Origin of the sequence: Collimonas antrihumi (assembly GCF_018304965.1) — a bacterium.
Lineage (GTDB): Bacteria > Pseudomonadota > Gammaproteobacteria > Burkholderiales > Burkholderiaceae_D > Collimonas > Collimonas antrihumi.
Genome location: NZ_JAGQED010000026.1, coordinates 24,943 through 43,890 on the forward strand (window position 1 = coordinate 24,943; position 18,948 = coordinate 43,890).

The 18,948-nt window shown below is 55.8% G+C and carries 16 protein-coding genes; 2 read left to right on the forward strand and 14 right to left on the reverse strand.

Annotated features, from left to right (window positions below):
• Positions 1–164: 164 nt before the first annotated feature.
• Both KHU29_RS17970 and KHU29_RS17975 read left to right on the forward strand, forming a co-directional pair.
• Positions 165–737, forward strand: coding sequence for a DUF1415 domain-containing protein (locus tag KHU29_RS17970; protein ID WP_211454381.1), 573 nt, complete (start codon positions 165–167; stop codon positions 735–737).
• Positions 738–1,147: 410 nt separating this feature from the next.
• On the forward strand, positions 1,148–1,480 hold the full coding sequence (locus KHU29_RS17975) for a hypothetical protein (RefSeq protein WP_092359910.1): 333 nt from the start codon (positions 1,148–1,150) through the stop codon (positions 1,478–1,480).
• 46 nt (positions 1,481–1,526) lie between these two features.
• Here the strand turns inward: KHU29_RS17975 and cysM are convergent, their stop codons facing one another.
• From cysM to pheA, 14 genes are all read right to left on the reverse strand, one after another.
• A complete protein-coding gene (gene cysM, locus KHU29_RS17980; RefSeq protein ID WP_211454383.1) occupies positions 1,527–2,429 on the reverse strand; it encodes a cysteine synthase CysM in 903 nt (300 codons plus the stop codon).
• Positions 2,430–2,774: 345 nt separating this feature from the next.
• A complete protein-coding gene (locus KHU29_RS17985; RefSeq protein ID WP_211454385.1) occupies positions 2,775–3,119 on the reverse strand; it encodes a ComEA family DNA-binding protein in 345 nt (114 codons plus the stop codon).
• A gap of 156 nt (positions 3,120–3,275) precedes the next feature.
• Entirely contained in the window at positions 3,276–4,223 is a 948-nt protein-coding gene (gene rfaE1, locus KHU29_RS17990; protein WP_211454387.1) for a D-glycero-beta-D-manno-heptose-7-phosphate kinase, read from the reverse strand.
• A 4-nt stretch (positions 4,224–4,227) separates the two neighbouring features.
• The gene (locus tag KHU29_RS17995; RefSeq protein ID WP_211454389.1) at positions 4,228–5,610 is read right to left on the reverse strand and encodes a UDP-glucose dehydrogenase family protein; all 1,383 of its coding nucleotides are present in this window, start codon (positions 5,608–5,610) and stop codon (positions 4,228–4,230) included.
• A 150-nt stretch (positions 5,611–5,760) separates the two neighbouring features.
• The gene (gene lapB, locus KHU29_RS18000; protein WP_211454391.1) at positions 5,761–6,936 is read right to left on the reverse strand and encodes a lipopolysaccharide assembly protein LapB; all 1,176 of its coding nucleotides are present in this window, start codon (positions 6,934–6,936) and stop codon (positions 5,761–5,763) included.
• 163 nt (positions 6,937–7,099) lie between these two features.
• Positions 7,100–7,414 carry a LapA family protein gene (locus KHU29_RS18005; RefSeq protein WP_092359916.1) on the reverse strand — a complete coding sequence of 105 codons (315 nt, stop codon included), beginning with the start codon at positions 7,412–7,414 and terminating at the stop codon, positions 7,100–7,102.
• 244 nt (positions 7,415–7,658) lie between these two features.
• Entirely contained in the window at positions 7,659–7,964 is a 306-nt protein-coding gene (locus tag KHU29_RS18010; protein ID WP_092359917.1) for an integration host factor subunit beta, read from the reverse strand.
• Positions 7,965–7,991: 27 nt separating this feature from the next.
• On the reverse strand, positions 7,992–9,707 hold the full coding sequence (gene rpsA / locus KHU29_RS18015) for a 30S ribosomal protein S1 (RefSeq protein ID WP_211454393.1): 1,716 nt from the start codon (positions 9,705–9,707) through the stop codon (positions 7,992–7,994).
• A 228-nt stretch (positions 9,708–9,935) separates the two neighbouring features.
• Positions 9,936–10,622: a (d)CMP kinase gene (gene cmk / locus KHU29_RS18020; protein WP_211454395.1), complete on the reverse strand. Its 687-nt coding sequence runs from the start codon at positions 10,620–10,622 to the stop codon at positions 9,936–9,938.
• Positions 10,623–10,682: 60 nt separating this feature from the next.
• Positions 10,683–14,207, reverse strand: coding sequence for a DEAD/DEAH box helicase (locus KHU29_RS18025; protein WP_211454397.1), 3,525 nt, complete (start codon positions 14,205–14,207; stop codon positions 10,683–10,685).
• Positions 14,208–14,222: 15 nt separating this feature from the next.
• Positions 14,223–15,563 carry a 3-phosphoshikimate 1-carboxyvinyltransferase gene (gene aroA / locus KHU29_RS18030; RefSeq protein WP_211454399.1) on the reverse strand — a complete coding sequence of 447 codons (1,341 nt, stop codon included), beginning with the start codon at positions 15,561–15,563 and terminating at the stop codon, positions 14,223–14,225.
• On the reverse strand, positions 15,563–16,465 hold the full coding sequence (locus KHU29_RS18035) for a prephenate dehydrogenase (RefSeq protein WP_211454401.1): 903 nt from the start codon (positions 16,463–16,465) through the stop codon (positions 15,563–15,565). Before KHU29_RS18035 ends, aroA begins: the two co-directional genes overlap by 1 nt.
• A 220-nt stretch (positions 16,466–16,685) precedes the next feature.
• Positions 16,686–17,792 (reverse strand): histidinol-phosphate transaminase, encoded by a 1,107-nt coding sequence (gene hisC, locus KHU29_RS18040; RefSeq protein ID WP_211454402.1) that lies wholly within the window; start codon positions 17,790–17,792, stop codon positions 16,686–16,688.
• Between the two features lie 54 nt (positions 17,793–17,846).
• Positions 17,847–18,920 (reverse strand): prephenate dehydratase, encoded by a 1,074-nt coding sequence (gene pheA / locus KHU29_RS18045; protein WP_211454404.1) that lies wholly within the window; start codon positions 18,918–18,920, stop codon positions 17,847–17,849.
• Positions 18,921–18,948 lie beyond the last annotated feature (28 nt).

Consider the following 18,948-nt stretch of genomic DNA (forward strand, 5'->3'; position numbering starts at 1 on the left):
TCGGAAGAATAACCCGATTTCTGCCGGATGGAGTGCGAATGGCGTACGAATCGAGTACGAATCGAGTACAAATCGGGTAGATATATGCACGCCGGCAAGGCTTGATGCCGTCAGGTTCACCTTTGTATTTGTCTTAACACCTTGTAAATATTGATACTTATTTCATGACAACTTCTGCATCAGCAACAATATCGCCACTCTCCAGCGAAGTAATCGCTCACACAAAATTGTGGCTGGAGCGCGCCGTGATCGGACTCAATCTTTGTCCTTTCGCCAAGGCGGTATTTATAAAGGATCAGATTCGCTACGTCGTCAGCACCGCGCAGACGCCGGAAGAGCTGTTGGCGGACCTGGTGAAGGAGTTGCAATTTTTGCATCAGGCGGATCCGGAGGCGGTCGATACCACTTTGCTGATACACCCCGATGCATTACGCGATTTTTTGGACTACAACGATTTTCTTGATGCCGCCGATGCAGCCGTCGATGAACTTGAGCTGGATGGAGAAATCCAGATTGCCAGCTTTCATCCCGACTATCAATTCGCCGGCACCGAGGCAGACGATATCAGCAACTATACCAATCGTGCACCCTACCCGACTTTGCATCTGTTACGCGAAGTTAGCGTCGAGCGCGCAGTCGATGCGTTCCCGGATGCATCCGAGATATTCAACAAGAATATGCAAACCTTGCATCAATTGGGTTTAGATGGTTGGCAGAAAGTATTGAAGGAGGGATAGACAAAAACAGAATTTATTGGTATTTTAATAACGACAGTTTGTTGTAAAAATGGTGTTCCTTGCAATTTTTACGGAAAGTTACTAAATAGTAATAGACATCGTAATAAGAAAATTTTAAATTGAGCTTGTGCAACTTATTTGTATATTTGGTCACTAAACAAAGGTAGGTTGTTTGTTACCAAAATAATATACAACATGCTGTGCAATGTACTTGGCGGTATCAGCTGTACCATGAAGAAAAAGATAGGGAGTTTCTTTATGACAATAATGTGCTCAAAATCAGTATAAAATACGGCAATCTTATAAGGCTGCCAATAAAACTGGGAGGTGCACTTGGTAATAGTTTGGTACATATTGCACAAACACTTTCCATATATCAACTAGGATAACGGAATCAATTGATTATGACTATGAATACTACCCCAGACGCACCAACTAGCAACAAGCTCGATGAGCAGGTGACCTATGACCCGAATCATCTGCTGGATTCACTGATCGACAAGTTGCATTTGAAAAATGATGCGGCACTTTCGCGCTCGCTAGAAGTAGCGCCACCGGTTATCAGTAAAATCCGCCATCGCCGCTTGCCGGTTGGCGCATCGCTGCTGATCCGTATGCACGAAGTTAGCGATCTGACGATTCGCGAGTTGCGCGCCTTGATGGGCGATCGTCGCGAAAAATTCCGTATCAGCGACAAGCAATTCAAGCCAAAGAGCAAGATCGAAGCCGAAAAGCTGAAGTAATCAGCATGTCGGCATCGTCCGAAATTCCTGCCTGAAGCAGTTTGCTTCAGGCAGGGAAAACGCCTGTAGATAAATAACGGTCGCCGCGATCGCACACGACGAACACAATCGTCGCGTTTTCTACTTGCTGTGAAATCCTGACTGCTACTTCGCAGGCGCCGCCTGTCGATATCCCGCAGAAAATACCTTCTTCACTTGCCAGCCTGCGCGCCATATGTTCGGACGCGGCCTGACTGACCGACTCAATCTGGTCTACTCTGGAACGCTCGTATATCTTTGGCATATAGGCTTCCGGCCATTTTCTGATGCCAGGGATCTGCGAACCTTCTTCCGGCTGCGCACCGATGATGCGGATCGCCTGATTCTGTTCCTTCAGATAGGTGGAAACTCCCATGATGGTGCCGGTGGTCCCCATCGCGCTCACAAAATGCGTGATGCGTCCTTCGGTATCGCGCCAGAGCTCGGGACCGGTGGTTTCATAATGCGCCAGCGGATTGTCCGGATTGGCAAACTGGTCGAGGATCAGTCCTTCGCCGTCTTTCTGCATTTTTTCGGCCAGGTCGCGCGCATATTCCATGCCGCCGGTCTTAGGGGTAAGGATAATCTTGGCGCCGTACGCAGCCATGCTTTGACGCCGTTCCTCGCTCAGGTTTTCCGGCATCAACAACACCATCTTGTAGCCGCGCATTGCAGCCACCATCGCCAGGGCAATACCGGTGTTGCCGCTGGTTGCCTCAATCAGGGTGTCCCCCGGTTTGATCTGGCCGCGCGCTTCGGCGTGCTTGATCATCGACAACGCCGGCCGGTCTTTCACCGAGCCGGCCGGATTGTTGCCTTCCATCTTGCCCAGGATAACGTTATTCCGTTGCGCGGCTTCGCTGCCGGGGATACGCTTGAGTTGTACCAGAGGCGTATTGCCGATTGTGTCTTCGATAGTCAGATAAGGCATAGTGTGTGCAGGCGTCTTATGCAAAAGAGTCCATTTTAATATGAGACTTTGTTACGCGTATGAAAGCCTGACAAACTGGACAAAATAGTAGCTGGCAAGCGCACAGGCAGCTTAAGGAAAGCTCGAATAACCCCTGTCATGTCATTGGCGACCCCAGCTCGGTGCCCCCAGTTCGGCACCCCCGTCTCGGCGCCCCCGACTAGGCGTCCCCAGCTCGGCGCCCCCGACTAGGCGTCCCCGACCTTCCCGCGAACGCGGGAATCTATTTTAAATCAGTAAAATGGATTCACCGCCTTGGCGTCCGCGTTCGCGGGGATGACGGAGTTTTGTGCCTGCTCGAACACCCTACTTGCTTTTGGCGGCCGCCGCTGTGACCGCAGCCTTGGCAGGCGCCGTGGTAGACGCCGTTGCGGCCTCTCCGCCTGCCTTCGGCTTACCGTTCACCAGCAAGCCGGCCTGTGACAGCTTGACCGATTTTTTGTCGCCAATGCCTGGCACGCGGCTTTCAAAATCGGCCCAGTCTTTGAAGTTACCACCTTTGCCGCGCTCGTCGACAATACGTTTAGCGGTAGCGGAACCGATGCCCTTGACGCCATCCAGGGCAGACAGATCGCCCTTGTTGACATCGACCTGAGCGAAACTGGCGGTGGCCATCAACATGCCGGCTATCAGCAATAATTTTTTCAGCATTTCGTCTTTCTCCCGTGAGTGTGTTGGTGAACCAAATGATCAATCAGACGCGAAAACGTCCAATTAATTATAATCACCGACACACGGAAAATTGACTTTTAGACCACAAACAAGATTTGACTTAGCCGGGAGCGGCGCTTCGCAAACAATGCAACGCTACCCTAGCAATTCTTCGCGGCTGACGGTTGCCGTACCGAGCTTGCCTACCACGATGCCGCCGGCACGGTTCGCCAGCGCGACAGCATCGGCAATCGGCAATCCGGCCCCCAGCATCACTGCCAACGTGGCTATCACGGTATCGCCGGCGCCGGAAACGTCGTATACCTCACGCGCCATGGCGGGGAAATGGCGGATTTCCTTCTCGGTATATAAGCTCATTCCTTCTTCCGAGCGCGTCAACAGCAACGCTTTTAATTGCAGCGACTCACGCAAGTTTTGCGCTTTGAGCGTCAACTCTTCTTCATTCTTCCAGTTGCCGACAATGTGCTTCATCTCCGATTTATTCGGCGTCAGGACGGTCGCTCCCATATAGCGCGAGAAATCGTCACCCTTGGGATCGACCAGAATGCACTTGCCGGCTTGCCTGGCGGCTGCGATCATTTCGGCGACGTTGACCAGACTGCCTTTGGCATAATCGGACAGCACCACTACCGGGTATTGCGGCAGCAAAGTATTGAAACGGGTCAGCTTGTCGCGCAATACGGCATCGGTCGGCGCTTCCTCGAAATCGATGCGCAGCAGTTGCTGCTGGCGGCCTATCACGCGCAATTTGATGATGGTCGAGATGGTCGGATCGCGGGTCAGGAAACTGTTGACGCCCATTTCCTCCAGCATGCTATCGACGGTATCGCCAGCTTCGTCCTGGCCTACCACGCCCAACAAGCCGGAGCTGCCACCCAGAGTGGCGATATTGCGCGCGACGTTGGCGGCGCCACCGAGGCGTTCTTCACGCTTTTCGACCCGTACGATCGGCACCGGCGCCTCTGGCGAAATACGGCTCACCTCGCCAAACCAGTAACGGTCCAGCATGACATCGCCGACCACCAGAATCTGCACATGTGAAAAAGAAGCCGGCAAATTATAGCTATAGCTTTGCTTAGTCATGGCCTTATCCGCGCGCTAATACCGAACGGCCGATGCCGTAATATTCGAAGCCCAGTTCACCCATTACTTCGGGTTCGTACAAGTTACGGCCGTCGAACACGACCGGCGCCTTGAGCAGCGTTTTTACCTGTTCAAAGTCGGGGCTGCGAAAGGTCTTCCACTCGGTCACGATGACCAGGGCGTCGGCATTTTGCAATGCATCGGTCTGATTGTCGCAAAAGCGGATGCGCTCAAAGGCGCCAGGCGTAGCGGCAAGATCCAGCGCCAATACCCGTTTGGCCTCGGTCATCGCTACCGGATCATGCACCGCCACGGTAGCGCCGCGCGCAATCAGTTCACCCAGCAGCACGCGTGATGACGCTTCGCGCATGTCATCGGTATTCGGCTTGAATGCCAAGCCCCACAATGCAAAGTGCTTGCCGCTCAGGTCCGCGCCGAAACGCTCGCTGATCTTTTGTCCCAGCACGTATTTCTGGTTGTTATTGACTTGTTCAACCGCGCGCAGGATATGCAATTCCTGGCCATACGCGCGTGCAGTACGTTCCAGCGCCTGCACATCCTTGGGGAAACAAGAACCGCCATAGCCGCAACCGGCGTACAGGAAGCTGTAGCCGATGCGCGGATCGGAGCCGATACCATGCCGCACGGCCTCGATGTCAGCGCCTACCTTGTCGGCCAGGTTGGCTAATTCATTCATGAATGAGATGCGGGTCGCCAGCATCGCATTCGCTGCGTATTTGGTGAATTCGGCGGAGCGTACATCCATCCAGAATGTGCGCTCGTGGTTACGATTGAACGGCAAGTACAGTTGCTTCATCAACGCTTGCGCCTGCTGACCGGAAGCGCTTTCGTCGCAGCCGATGACGATCCGGTCAGGCCGCATGAAATCTTCGACGGCAGCGCCCTCTTTCAGGAATTCCGGATTGGAGACGACGGAGAATTGCGGCGCTTCGCCGCTCAACTTACGTGCGTCCAATTCTGCCTGGATCGCTGCGCTCACCTTGTCTGCGGTACCGACCGGCACCGTCGACTTGTCGACAATGACCTTGAAGCCGGTCATGTATTTGCCGATGTTGCGGGCCGCGGCCACCACGTATTGCAAGTCGGCGGAACCGTCTTCATCGGGCGGCGTGCCCACCGCAATAAACTGCACCTGGCCATGCGCCACGCTGGCGGCAATATCGGTGGAGAAATGCAGGCGTCCGGCAGTGCGATTACGGCCGACGATTTCAGCCAGGCCAGGTTCATGGATCGGAATGCCGCCGCTATTGAGCAAGTCGATCTTGCGTTGATCCAGATCCAGGCAAAATACATCGTTGCCCAATTCGGCCAGGCAAGCACCTGTGACCAAACCGACATAACCGGTACCGATAATAGTAATTTTCATGTTATTCCGTGAATGCGCTATGCTATTTTTTACACTTAACCGTCGTTCGTAGGGTGGGCAAGTTTTTTTGCCCACGCGTGAATTCACTCAACGTACATCGTTATGCCAATACCGCGCGGGCAGAAAATCCTGCCCACCCTACCGGTTCATTTAATTCATTACGTTCAATTCTTCAGTACGACGCGGCGGATAGGTTTCCCATCGGCTGCACCCCGGGCATTGCCAGTAGAACTGACGTGCCTTGAAGCCGCAGTGACTGCATTGGTAACGCGCCAGCTTCTGCGTATAGCCATGCACCAGATTCTTGACTACCGACAGCTCGGTATGCATTTCCGGCGTGATTTTCATCAAGCGTGCTTCCAGCAGTTTATCCAGGCCGAGCAAGGTTGGCGTGCGCCGCAGTTCATCGCTCACCAGCTGATTGGTGGCTTCCACGCCATCCAGCTCCAGCACCGCCTTGAACACCACTTCCAGCAGGTCGATGGAAGACGCCTCGGCCAGATAGGAGCGCAGCAAGCTGACGCCCTCATGCGGCCGCCCGACGGCACGATAGCCATCCATCAAACGCTGGGCCACCAGCGCGACATGCGGCACGCTTTGCTGCTCGACCCGGCGCCAGGCATGCAATGCCGCTTCGACGTCGCCCTGGGCCAGATGTACGTCGCCCAGCAGCATGGTGGCGCGTACGCTGTTGCGATCGTTTTTCAGCGCTTTTTCCAGCAGAGACATGGCGGCTTCGGGGTGACCATCCACCAGTTCATCCTGCGCCAGTTCGCAATAAAACTGCGCGATTTCCTTTTGCCGTCCGCCGGCGCCGGATTGCTGCAATGTTTGTGCCGCTTCAATCGCGCGCAGCCATTCTTTTTCGCGCTGATAGATTTCGAGCAGCGCGCGCCCTGCTTGCGCCCCGTATTGACTGCCGGCGAGCAAATTGAAGCTCTCTTCGGCGCGATCCAGCAAACCGGCTTTCAGGTAATCCTGCCCCAGCTCATATTGCGCGTGCAGGCGATGCTCTTGCGCCAGATCGGGGCGCGCCAGCAGGTTTTGGTGCACCCTGATCGCGCGTTCGGTTTCACCGCGGCGGCGGAACAGATTACCCAGCGCGAAATGCAGCTCCGCGGTTTCCGGATCGAGCTTGACGATTTCGATGAATGCATCGATGGCCTTGTCAGGCTGTTCGTTAAGCAGAAAATTCAAACCCTTGAAATACCCGCGGGGCAAACTACGCGATTCGGATATCAGTTGATTGATATCGACCCGTGCGGCGATCCAGCCTAATCCAAAAAAGACCGGGATACCGAGTAACCACCAAATTTCAAATTCCATACGGGCTGTGCTTTATGCGTGACCTGAATCTCAGGTGAGTCTCAGGTGAGTTTCAGATGAGCCTCAGATGAGTTTCAGATGAGTTTCAGGTGTGATTTGCCGGCAAGCTGCTGCTGCAGAGTACAACTTTGCAGCGACGCAGCAAATTAAATACTTAGCGGCATTATATATTCTTGATGCTGTCCGGTTGCGGTGCTTGCGACTCTGCCAGCCGTTGCGCTTCTTGTTCTTTTTGCAGGGAAGTCAGCGCTTTTTTTGTCTTTGAGGCATTGCGGCGGTGACGGAATACAGATGGCGCCATCGCCAGGACGCCGAGGATGGCGCCAAAGACAAAGAAGCCCAGCAGGAACAGTACCAGCGGTCCTTGCATCGTCGTGCCAGGGAAGAACTGAAGATCGACGTTGCCTTTGTTCTGCAGGGCGAATCCAAAAAATACAACGAAGAGCAAGATCGAAAGAATTCGGGAAATGATTTTCATGATGCCTTTCCGTTTGATTGGGTAATAGCAGGTAGTGGCGGGTAGCAAGCGCGCTACTCGAATGTGCAATTGGCCGGCTTGAATCTTGCCATATTGCAAACCAACGACTAATACACAAACAATATAACTTTAAATGATGCGAAATTGTACGTGAAAAAAAACGGCATCCGAAGATGCCGTTTCGATTTGCTCGCGCCTTAACACTAGCTAAGCACTAGCTAAGCACTAACTCAGCAACTACAACTCAGTCCTCTTGAATCGGTTGTCCGACCATCGCGTCGACCCGTTCGCGTAATTCCTTGCCCGGCTTGAAATGCGGCACCCGTTTTTCGGGCACCATCACTTTGTCGCCGGACTTGGGATTACGCCCGATCCGCGGTGGCCGCCGATTCAGCGCAAAACTGCCGAACCCGCGAATCTCGATACGCTGGCCGGTCGCCAAGGCGTCCGTCATTGCATCGAGTATCGTTTTCACGGCGTAATCCGCATCCTTAGCTACCAGTTGCGGATAACGCTCGGCCAAGCGGGCAATCAGCTCCGACTTTGTCATTAGCTTGACTCGCTCAGTTAATATTACTTAGTTCTTGCTGTTATCGAGCTTTGCCTTCAACAGTGCACCCAGGCTGGTTGTGCCGGAAGCAGCATTGGAGTCCGAAGACAGCTTTTGCATTGCTTCCTGGGTTTCAACATTGTCTTTCGCCCTGATCGACAGCTGGATGCTGCGAGCCTTGCGATCGATGTTGATGACCATGGTTTCAACAGTGTCGCCAACCTTCAGGTGGGTACCGGCATCTTCCACGCGGTCGCGGGAGATTTCGGATGCACGCAGGTAGCCTTCGACTTCTTCCGACAACTGGATCACTGCGCCCTTAGGCTCAACCGACTTGACCGTACCGGAAACCAGTGCGCCCTTGTCGTTCATTGCAGCGAAGTTGTTGAATGGATCGCCTTCCAGTTGCTTGACGCCCAGGGAAACGCGCTCACGCTCAACGTCGATTGCCAGAACGATGGCTTCCAGCTCGTCACCCTTCTTGAAGCGACGAACGGCTTCTTCGCCGGTTTCAGTCCAGGACAGATCCGACAGATGCACCAGACCGTCGATGTTACCGGCCAGGCCGATGAACACGCCGAAGTCGGTGATCGATTTGATCGCGCCTTTGACTTTGTCGCCCTTTTTGTGGGTAACAGCGAAATCGTCCCATGGATTAGCCTTGCATTGCTTCATGCCCAGGCTGATACGGCGACGGTCTTCGTCGATTTCCAGAACCATGACTTCAACTTCGTCGCCCAATTGAACGACTTTGTTTGGCGCCACGTTCTTGTTGGTCCAATCCATTTCGGAAACGTGGACCAAACCTTCGATACCTTGTTCGACTTCAACGAATGCGCCGTAGTCGGTGAGGTTGGTGACTTTACCGAACAGGCGGGTGCTTTGCGGGTAACGACGTGACAGACCGGTCCAAGGATCGTCGCCCAGTTGCTTGACGCCCAGGGAAACGCGATTCTTTTCTTGATCGTACTTCAGAACCTTGGCAGTGATCTCTTGACCGACTGTCAACACTTCCGATGGGTGACGCACACGACGCCATGCCAGATCGGTAATGTGCAACAGGCCGTCGATGCCGCCCAGATCCACGAATGCGCCATAGTCGGTGATATTCTTGACGACGCCGGTAACGATGGTGCCTTCTTTCAGGGTTTCCATCAGCTTTTGGCGCTCTTCGCCCATCGAAGCTTCGATAACCGCACGACGCGACAACACAACGTTGTTACGCTTGCGATCGAGCTTGATGACCTTGAATTCCATGGTCTTGCCTTCGAACGGCGTAGTGTCCTTGACCGGACGGGTGTCGACCAGCGAACCCGGCAGGAAGGCACGGATGCCGTTGGTCAGAACGGTCAGGCCGCCCTTGACCTTGCCATTGACAGTACCGGTAACGATCTCGCCGGACTCCATCGCTTTTTCCAGCGAGAGCCACGATGCCAGACGCTTGGCCTTGTCGCGCGACAGGATTGTGTCGCCGAAACCGTTTTCCAGCGATTCGATAGCGACGGAGATGAAATCGCCGACAGCTACTTCGAGTTCGCCATTGTCATTTTTAAATTCTTCAATTGGAATGAAGGCTTCTGACTTGAGGCCGGCGTTGACGATAACGAAGTTATGGTCAAGGCGAACGACTTCAGCAGAAATCACTTCACCAGAACGCATGTCTTGACGTGACAGCGATTCTTCAAACAGCGCGGCGAATTCATTTGCGCCGGCAGATGCAGGGGACAGAACGGTGATTGACATAGTTTTGACTAGTTTGACAGTATTGCCGTCTTATCTACGTAATGTATTCATGTACTTATGCACTTATGCACAAAACGTATCTACTACTAAGATGCGGTCAATATTGGGTTAGGTTTTTCAACGTCCGGCCAGACTTTGCGTCAGGCCGAACACCAAGGTGCTGCAAAAAAACAACGTATTTCTTGATGCTTGAGATAAAACACCTCATTTACCACTCTCTCATACTACTCATTCAGACTGCGTATGCAGTGCCTTCGCAGCGGCATACCAACTGAGCACCTGTTCGACCGCCTGATCGGCAGTCATTGCAGAAGTATCCAGCAAATACGCCCCTTCCGCGGCCTTTAACGGTGCCGAGCTGCGGTTGCTATCGCGCGCATCACGCTCCGTCAAATCCATTGAGAGGTTTTCCATATTAGCAGAAAAACCCTTGTCAATCAATTGCTTATAGCGCCGTTGGGCTCTGGCTTCAACGCTGGCGGTCAAAAACACCTTCAAGCCGGCGTGCGGGAAAATCACCGTGCCCATGTCGCGGCCATCGGCGACCAGCCCGGGATGTTGCCGGAAACTCAATTGCAGGCCAAACAAGGCTTGCCTGACTGTTGGTATTGCGGCAATTTTCGAGGCAAGATTTCCTACTGCTTCCGCCCGGATATCATTCGACACATCTTCGTTCGCCAGGAAAATATGGGCACCGTTGAAATGGCAATGCAGATGCTCGGCAGCCTTGGCCAAGGCATGCTCGTCGTCCAGCGGTGTAGCGCGCCGCATCACGGACAAGGCGGTCAGGCGGTACAAGGCGCCGGAATCGAGGTAATGAAAACCCAGGTGCTGTGCAACTTTTTGTGCCACCGTGCCTTTACCGGATGCCGTCGGGCCATCGATCGTGATGACAGGAATGTGAGAATTAGGCATAGGTAGTTTCGATGGTTATTATTAATTTAATAAAATTATTGCCTGCATGAAATGCAGTGATCACTCGGACAAGGGTGCAAAAATTGCCTGCAGATCGTCTTGCGTCAATCCGACATTCTGGGCTTCACCTTCTGGAGAAAGCATTGCCTGTGCCAGATCGGCTTTTTTCTGCTGCAGCAACTGAATGCTTTCCTCTACCGTACCCTTGGCAATCAACTTGTAGACAAATACCGGCTTGTCCTGGCCGATGCGCCAGGCGCGGTCGGTAGCCTGGCTTTCTGCCGCAGGATTCCACCACGGATCGTAGTGAATCACGGTATCCGCCGCGGTCAGGTTGAGGCCGACTCCGCCGGCCTTCAGGCTGATCAGGAACACCGGCACTTCACCATCTTGAAAGCGGCGCACCGCTTCTGCCCGATCCACTGTGGCGCCGGTCAGCAGGGTATAACCGATATCGCGCTGCTGCAGTTCTGCGGCAATCAGCGCCAGCATACTGGTAAATTGCGAAAACACCAGGATGCGCCGGTCTTCCTGGCGCAGCTCGTCCAGCATTTCCATCAGTTCAAGCAGCTTGGCTGACGGTACGTCAGCTTGCGCCGCCTCGGCTTCAGGCGATTCGGTTTTGAGCAAACGCGGATCGCAGCAAGCCTGGCGTAATTTCAGCAACGCCTCAAGAATCACGATATGGCTGCGCGCTACGCCTTTCTTGGCGACTTCTTCGCGCACTTTCTTATCCATCACCAGACGCACGTTTTCATACAGGTCGCGTTGCGCCCCGCTCAGTGTCACAGAGCGCAGCATCTCGGTTTTCGGCGGCAGCTCCTTGGCTACCTTGTCCTTCGTCCGGCGCAGCAGGAAGGGCTTGATGCGACGGCCCAGCAACGCGCGCCGGGCAGCGTCGCCCTGCTTCTCGATCGGCTGGCGGAAATCCCGGTTGAAAGATTTTTCATCGCCCAGCAAACCCGGCAGCAGGAAATGAAATTGCGCCCACAGCTCGCCCAGATGATTTTCTACCGGTGTCCCGGTAAGACACAGGCGATGCCGGGTATTCAGCAACGCCACGCTTTGCGCCACTTTGGAGCGCGGATTCTTGATGTAGTGCGCTTCGTCCAGGATCAGCAAATGGAAGGCATGTTCGCGCCAGCGTTCCTCATCCCGCGGCAGCAAGGCATAAGTGGTCAAGACCAGGTCGAACTCACCGATCTGGTCGAATTGTTCCAGCCGTTGCTTTCCTTGCAAAACCAGCACCCGCAAATCTGGCGTGAAGCGCGCGGCTTCCTGCTGCCAGTTGTCCATCAGGCTGGTGGGCGCAATCACCAGGGCCGGTGCCGTCAGGCGGCCGCTTTGCTTCTCGATCAGGATATGCGCCAGGGTCTGCACGGTTTTGCCCAAACCCATGTCATCGGCCAGGATGCCGGCCAGATCGTATTCACGCAGGAACTGCATCCACGCCAATCCTTCCAGCTGATAATCGCGCAATGTCGCTTGCAGCCCGGGTGGCGCGGCAATCTTCTGGATGCCGCCGAAGGTACTGAGCTTCTGGCCCATGCTGCGCAGGCGATCGCCGCCGACCCAGCGTAATTTGGCGCCGGCATCCAGTTCAGCCAGGCGTGCCGCGTCGAGCGCAGATAAGCGTATCGGAGCGTCCGGCTTTTCCGCGAAATACAGCTCGCCCAAGGTGTTCAGGATCGGCTTGATCCGGCCCCAGGGCATTGCTACATGGACGCCATCCGGCAAGCGCACCAGCAATTCATCCTGGTCGTCGCGCTGGGCCAGCGTGCGCGGATCGAAATCCTGCGGCGCCTGACGAATCAGATTGACCAGCAACGGCAACAGCGGCACGCGCTGGTGATTGACCACGATGCCCAGTTCTAGCTCAAACGGTGTATTGGCGGCCAGGTTGCCAGCCGCATCGGCCGCGTCGGCAACCTCGGCATACCAATCTTCGACCGCTGCGACATCCAAACGGTATTCGGCGCGCTTGTCGATCAGCCAGCCCTGCGCTGCAAGACTTGGCAAACCTTCTTTCGCAAAGCGTATCCAGGACGACTGGTCCGGCTGCATGAACATGCCTGGCATCATGGCCAGCGGATGTTGCGTGCCTTCGAGAGGCTGCATGCCAAGCGCCATCAATGCCTGCCCAAAGGCGGCTTCGGCATCCTGGTCGCGCACGATCTGTTCGATACCTGCGGAGGTGTTACGGCTGAGTGTCGGTGTAAAACGGGTGGAGACGATTTCACCGTCATAACGAAAATGCAGCTCTGCAAAATCCTGCATCAGCGGATTGCTGACGCTAGGCAAACTACCCAATACCAGCAACGGCTGCGGCGCAATATTCTCGCGAATCGTCTGCGGCACTTGCGGCGGGAATGGAATCACATCGTTCAAGCCTTGCGTCAGCAATTGCTGAGCAACGGCCAGGCGGTCTTTCGGATCGAGCAAAGGTGCTTGTATCACCAGATCGTTGAGCGCCTTGCTGGTGATCCTGGCGTTGCGATGCGAGAGCTGCAGCTCGCCGCATGACAGATTATCGATATACCAGGGCGGCTCGGTGGGCAGCAGGTAATCGACGTTTTTCCGTGATTGCCCTGACGCGATGCCGGATCCAGGCTCGGATTCTGCTTCCGCTTCAAATTGCCAGCCCAGCTGCCACTTGTCGCGTGCGGCGTCGCGGCTGTCGTCCACGGCTTCATACCAGGCCAGGCTGGCGCAACGCGTAGCGGCAAGTTGCAACGGATAGGCGGTGCCTTTGGCCAGGTCAGCCAGGGAATTGGCCCATAACAAACGCTGCTGCTGCAACAACGAACGCAGCAATTGCGCACCGAGCTTGCCGCTCAGCTCGCATGCCGCGTGTTGCGCATGGTTGCCGTCATTCTGGGCGACAAACAAACCGATCAGATCACGGTCTTCCGGCCCCAGGAATACGGCAGGATCGGATAACAGGCGCGGCACGTCCGTCACTGGCTGCGCCGATGAAAACTGACCGTTCGGGCGTTGCTGCGCCTTGCATAAATGCAGCGCAGCTTTCTTGCCGTTATAAGCGGCGGTCAAGACAAAAACGACTTGATGCGTGGCGACCTTCTGGCGCAATCCGGACGGCTGCACCGGCGCCGTTCCGACTGCGGCGATTTCACTTTCGACCCGTGCCAGCCAGGCCTCCATCGGACGCGCAAGTGGTGCATGAGCGTTGGACTTGGCGACAGGTTTTGCCGGTGTCGCCGATGTCGCCGGTGTCGTCGGTGTCGCCGGCGGAGCTTGCGGCTGCTGTAGCGACGGCTTGCCGGCAGGGAGCGTCAGCTGATCTGAGGAAGACCGCTGCAGATATTCAATCAAGGCTGCCGCAACGTGCTTGCAATTGGAACCAACCGGACAGGAACAGACGCTATCGATATCCGGCGTATCGCGAAATACGGATAGCGTGATTTCCTGTTGATAGATGTTGCTGCCGCTGCCCTGCACCGTGGCGTTGAGGACGTCGCCGTCCTGCTCCACCGCAAGGACGCGGCGCTGACGCACGTATTCCTGACCGCGGTCATAGGTTTTCTGGTGCAACACGTCGCGCACATCAGCAAGTGTCAAATTCATGCGCGGCCCACTACCTTACAATAAAGTCTGCTCGGCGATTTGCGCGAACACGGTGAAATAATCGGGGAAAGTCTTGGCGACGCATTGCGGGTCATTGATGCGTACGGTGGTGCCGCGCAACGCTGCACCGTCCAGCGAAGCCAGCGAAAAACACATCGCCATACGATGATCGTCATAAGTATCGATAGTCGCCGGCTGCAATTGCGAGGGCGGCGTCACTCGCAGGTAATCGCTACCCTCTTCAATCGTCGCGCCGAGTTTCCGCAACTCGGTCGCCATCGCGCTGAGGCGGTCGGTTTCCTTGACGCGCCAGCTGGCGATATTGCGCAAGGTGCTGGGACCGTCGGCGTATAACGCAGCCACTGCAATCGTCATCGCGGCATCCGGGATGTGATTGAAATCGGCATCGATGGCTTTTAACACGCCGCTCGACGATGCTTCAATCCAGTTGTCACCCATCGTGATGGTGGCACCCATCTGTTGCAAGGCTTCGACAAAACGGACATCGCCCTGGATGCTGTTGTTGCCGACACCCTCAACCCGCAACGGTCCGCCGGCAATCGCGCCGGCTGCCAGGAAATAAGATGCGGAAGATGCATCGCCTTCAACGTGGATGACCTTCGGGCTTTGATACTGCTGGCCGGCGGAAATGGTAAACGACTGCCAGCCATCGCGCTCCACGTTCACGCCGAAACGCCGCATCAGGTTCAGCGTGATTTCAATGTAGGGCTTGGAAATCAGCTCGCCGATTACCTCAATCGTCACCGCTTCATGCTTGGCCATCAACGGTGCCGCCATCAGCAAGGCAGTCAGGAACTGGCTGGAAACGTTGCCACGCACCTGCATGCGCTGGTTATGCAACTGGCCCCGCTGGATATGCAATGGCGGATAACCGGCAACGCCGGTGTAGGCGATGCGGGTACCGACAGCATTCAAGGCGTCGACCAGATCGCCGATCGGCCGCTCGTGCATACGCGCCACGCCGTGCAAGGTGTAGTCGCCGCCGATCGCAGCCAGGGCTGCCGTCAGCGGGCGAATCGCAGTGCCGGCATTGCCCATGAACAGGTCGGCCTGATGCACCGGAAAACTGCCATTGCTGCCTTGTACGGTATAAGTCTGCGTGCCTTCCGCCTGCTCCCAGAGCACGCCCAATTGCTTGAGCGCCGTCAGCATGACCAGCGTATCGTCGGATGCCAGCAAATCAAGAATCTGCGTGGTGCCATTGGCTAACGCCGCCAACAGCAAAGTGCGATTGGAAATACTTTTGGAGCCGGGAAGCCGGACCGTACCCTGCACTCGTGCCACCGGATGCAGATCTATGTACTCGGGATAGTGCTGCTTGCGTTGCGTAGTCATTAATCTCCACCTTCCTTGTTCTGTTGTTCCGCCGCCTCGATGGCGCTGATCCAGCTGTGCCTGGCTTGTTGTGCGTTGCTGTAGATGGCTTCCAGTGCGGGGCCGTCGCCAGCCGCCAGCAAGCCGCGCAAGCGCGTCAGTTGCAGCAGGTAAGCATCCAGCTCGCTCAGCAAGGCGCTTTGGTTTGCCAATGAAATATCACGCCACATTTCCGGCGATGAACCAGCGATACGGGTGAAATCGCGAAAGCCACTGGCGGCGTATTGAAACAGCGAAGCCGCGTGCGGCTTGTTGGCGATATCGTCCACCAGCGCATACGCCAGCACATGCGGCAAATGGCTGACCGCTGCAAAAATCGCGTCATGCTGCTGTGCCGACAAGCGATGTATCAACGCTCCGCACTGTTGCCAGGCAGCGGCGACCCGGGCTATATCTTGCTCGGCATTTTCCGGCAATGGCGCCAATACCACTTTCTTGCCGACGTACAGCCCGGCCAGTGCTGCCTCGGGACCATTCTGTTCGCGGCCCGCGATCGGATGGCCCGGCACAAACTGCGCAATCTTGTCGCCCAGCGCCGCGCGCGCAGCAGATACCACATCGGATTTGGTGCTACCGGCATCGGTCACGACGGTGCCGGACTGGAGATGAGGCGCGATGCTGGCCAGGATAGCGCCAGTCTGCGCGACCGGCGCCGCGATCAGGATCAGGTCGGCGCCAGTGACAGCGTCGGCTACCGAGGTGGCGATGACGTCGATAACGCCCAATTCCTGTGCGCGCTGCAAGGTCGTGAGATGACGACCTACACCGACCAGTTGCTCCACTACTCCGGCCTTTTTCAACGCCAGGGCAAAAGAACCGCCGATCAATCCCACACCAAATATTGCGATTTTCTTGAACACCATTGATGCTTCAACTCAATAAAGATAGAACAGCACTGGTTAAGGATAGCTCTAAACTTGCGTCATCCCCGCGAACGCGGGGATCCAAGGTGAGGAATCCAAATTGCTACGTAAAATGGATTCCCGCGTTCGCGGGAATGACGGGGTCGCCGAGACGGGGGCGCCGAGACGGGGGCGCCGAGCTGGGGTCGCCAATGACGCAGCAGAAATTATTCCAATCCCATCAGCCCAGCAGTTTTTTCAGCGCTTCGATGAAAGCGGCGTTTTCACTTGGCAAACCAATGGTGACGCGCAGCCATTGCGGCAAGCCATAGTTGGCGACCGGCCGCACGATGATGCCCTGCTTCAGCAATGCCAGGTTGACACGCGCGCCCGCAGCCTCGTCCTCGCCGACCTTGACCATGACGAAGTTACCGAACGAAGGCACATATTCCAAACCCAGCTCATCGAAAGTCTGCGTCAATTGTTTATATCCGTCGCGATTCAACTGCGCGCTACGCTGCAAGAAAGCGGTATCGTTCAGGGCCGCCACCGCTGCGGCCTGCGCCAGCGAGTTGACGTTAAACGGCTGGCGGATGCGGTTCAGCAAATCGGTAATCACCGGCTGCGCGATACCAAAGCCGATGCGCAAGCCGGCCAGGCCATAGGCCTTGGACATGGTGCGTGAAACCAGCAAATTGGGGTATTTACGCACCCATGCAATCGAATCGTATTGCAGTTCCGGCGCCAGGTATTCGTTGTAAGCCTCGTCCAGCACCACCACGATGTGCGCCGGCACCCGCGCCAGGAAAGCCTCGAGCTCGGCGGCCGGGATGAAGCTGCCGGTCGGGTTATTCGGATTGGCGATGAAGATCAGCTTGGTATCGTCGGTGATGGCGGCCGCCATCGCTTCCAGGTCATGGCCGTATTCCTTGGCCTTGACCACGATCGCACGCGCGCCGACAGCCTGGGTGGCCAGCGCATACACCACAAAAGAATATTCCGCATACATCGCGGCCTGGCCTGCTTGCACGAATGCGTGGGTGGCCAGCTCAAGGATATCGTTACTGCCGTTGCCCAGCGTGATCCACTCTGCCGGTACATCGTATTTGGCAGTGATGGCGGCTTTCAAATCGAAGCCGTTGGCATCCGGATAACGGCCGATATCGGCGACTGCCTTTTCCATCGCCAGCCGTGCCGATTCCGGCATCCCTAACGGATTTTCGTTGGACGCCAGCTTGATGATATTGGCTTCGTCCAGGCCGAACTCGCGCGCAACTTCAGCAATCGGCTTGCCGCCTTGATATGGGGCGATAGCACGCACATACTCTGGACCAAATTTAATTGACATTGTCTGCTCTCAAAACAAAAAATTAAGTTGAATGCTTGCTCGGTACTGCGTTGTTCAAAAACTACGCGGATACGACCCCAGCAGCTTGTAGAACGCGGCGTTTTGCTGCAGTTCTGCCAGTGCCTTGGCTACCTTGTCGTCTTCTGCATGGCCTTCGACGTCGACATAGAAATAGTATTCCCATGCGCCCATGCGTGCCGGCCGCGACTCGAAACGCGTCATCGAAACGCCATGCTTGGCGAGCGGCGCCAGCAACTTGTACACAGCGCCGGCCTTGTTCGCCACCGACAGCACCAGCGAAGTCTGGTCCTTGCCGCTGGCGCCGTTTTTCAGGCGACCGACGACAGCGAAACGGGTGCGATTGTGCGGATCATCCTGGATATGGGCGCTGACAATTTCCAAGCCATACTTTTGCGCGGCGATCTCACCGGCAATCCCCGCCACCGTAGCATTTTCACTAGCCATGCGTGCCGCTTCGGCATTGGAAGCAACCGCCTGCCGTTCGATATTCGGGTAATGCTGGTTGAGCCAGGCATTGCATTGCGCCAGCGCTTGCGAGTGCGCGCAAATACGGGTGACGGCATCCATGCTGCCGTCTTTGCTCATCAGGCTGTGATGCACCGGGATCGATACTTCGCCGCTGATGCTGAGCGTGGTCTGCAACAGCAGATCGAGGGTGCGATTGATCACGCCTTCGGACGAATTTTCGATAGGCACCACGCCGAAATCCGCCGTGCCTGCTTCCGCCGCACGGAATACTTCGTCAATCGATACGCAAGCCAAACCCTCTACCGCGTGACCGAATTGCTGGTACACCGCCTGTTCGCTAAAGGTGCCGGCCGGGCCCAGATAGGCGACCGTGACGCGCTTTTCGAGCGCGCGGCAAGCCGACATCACTTCGCGGAAAATGGTTTGCACGTCGCTGCCTTGCAGCGGGCCGGGATTGCGCTCGGCCACTTTTTGCAAGACTTGCGCTTCGCGCTCAGGACGGAACACCGGCGCATTGGTCTCAGCCTTGACGTGGCCGACCTCTTGCGCAATTTGCGCACGGCGATTCAGCAAGGCCAGGATTTCTGCGTCAATTGCGTCGATCTGTTGACGCAGGGGGAGGAGTTTATCTTCGCTCATGTTTACTGTATTTCTATCTCTGGTTCTA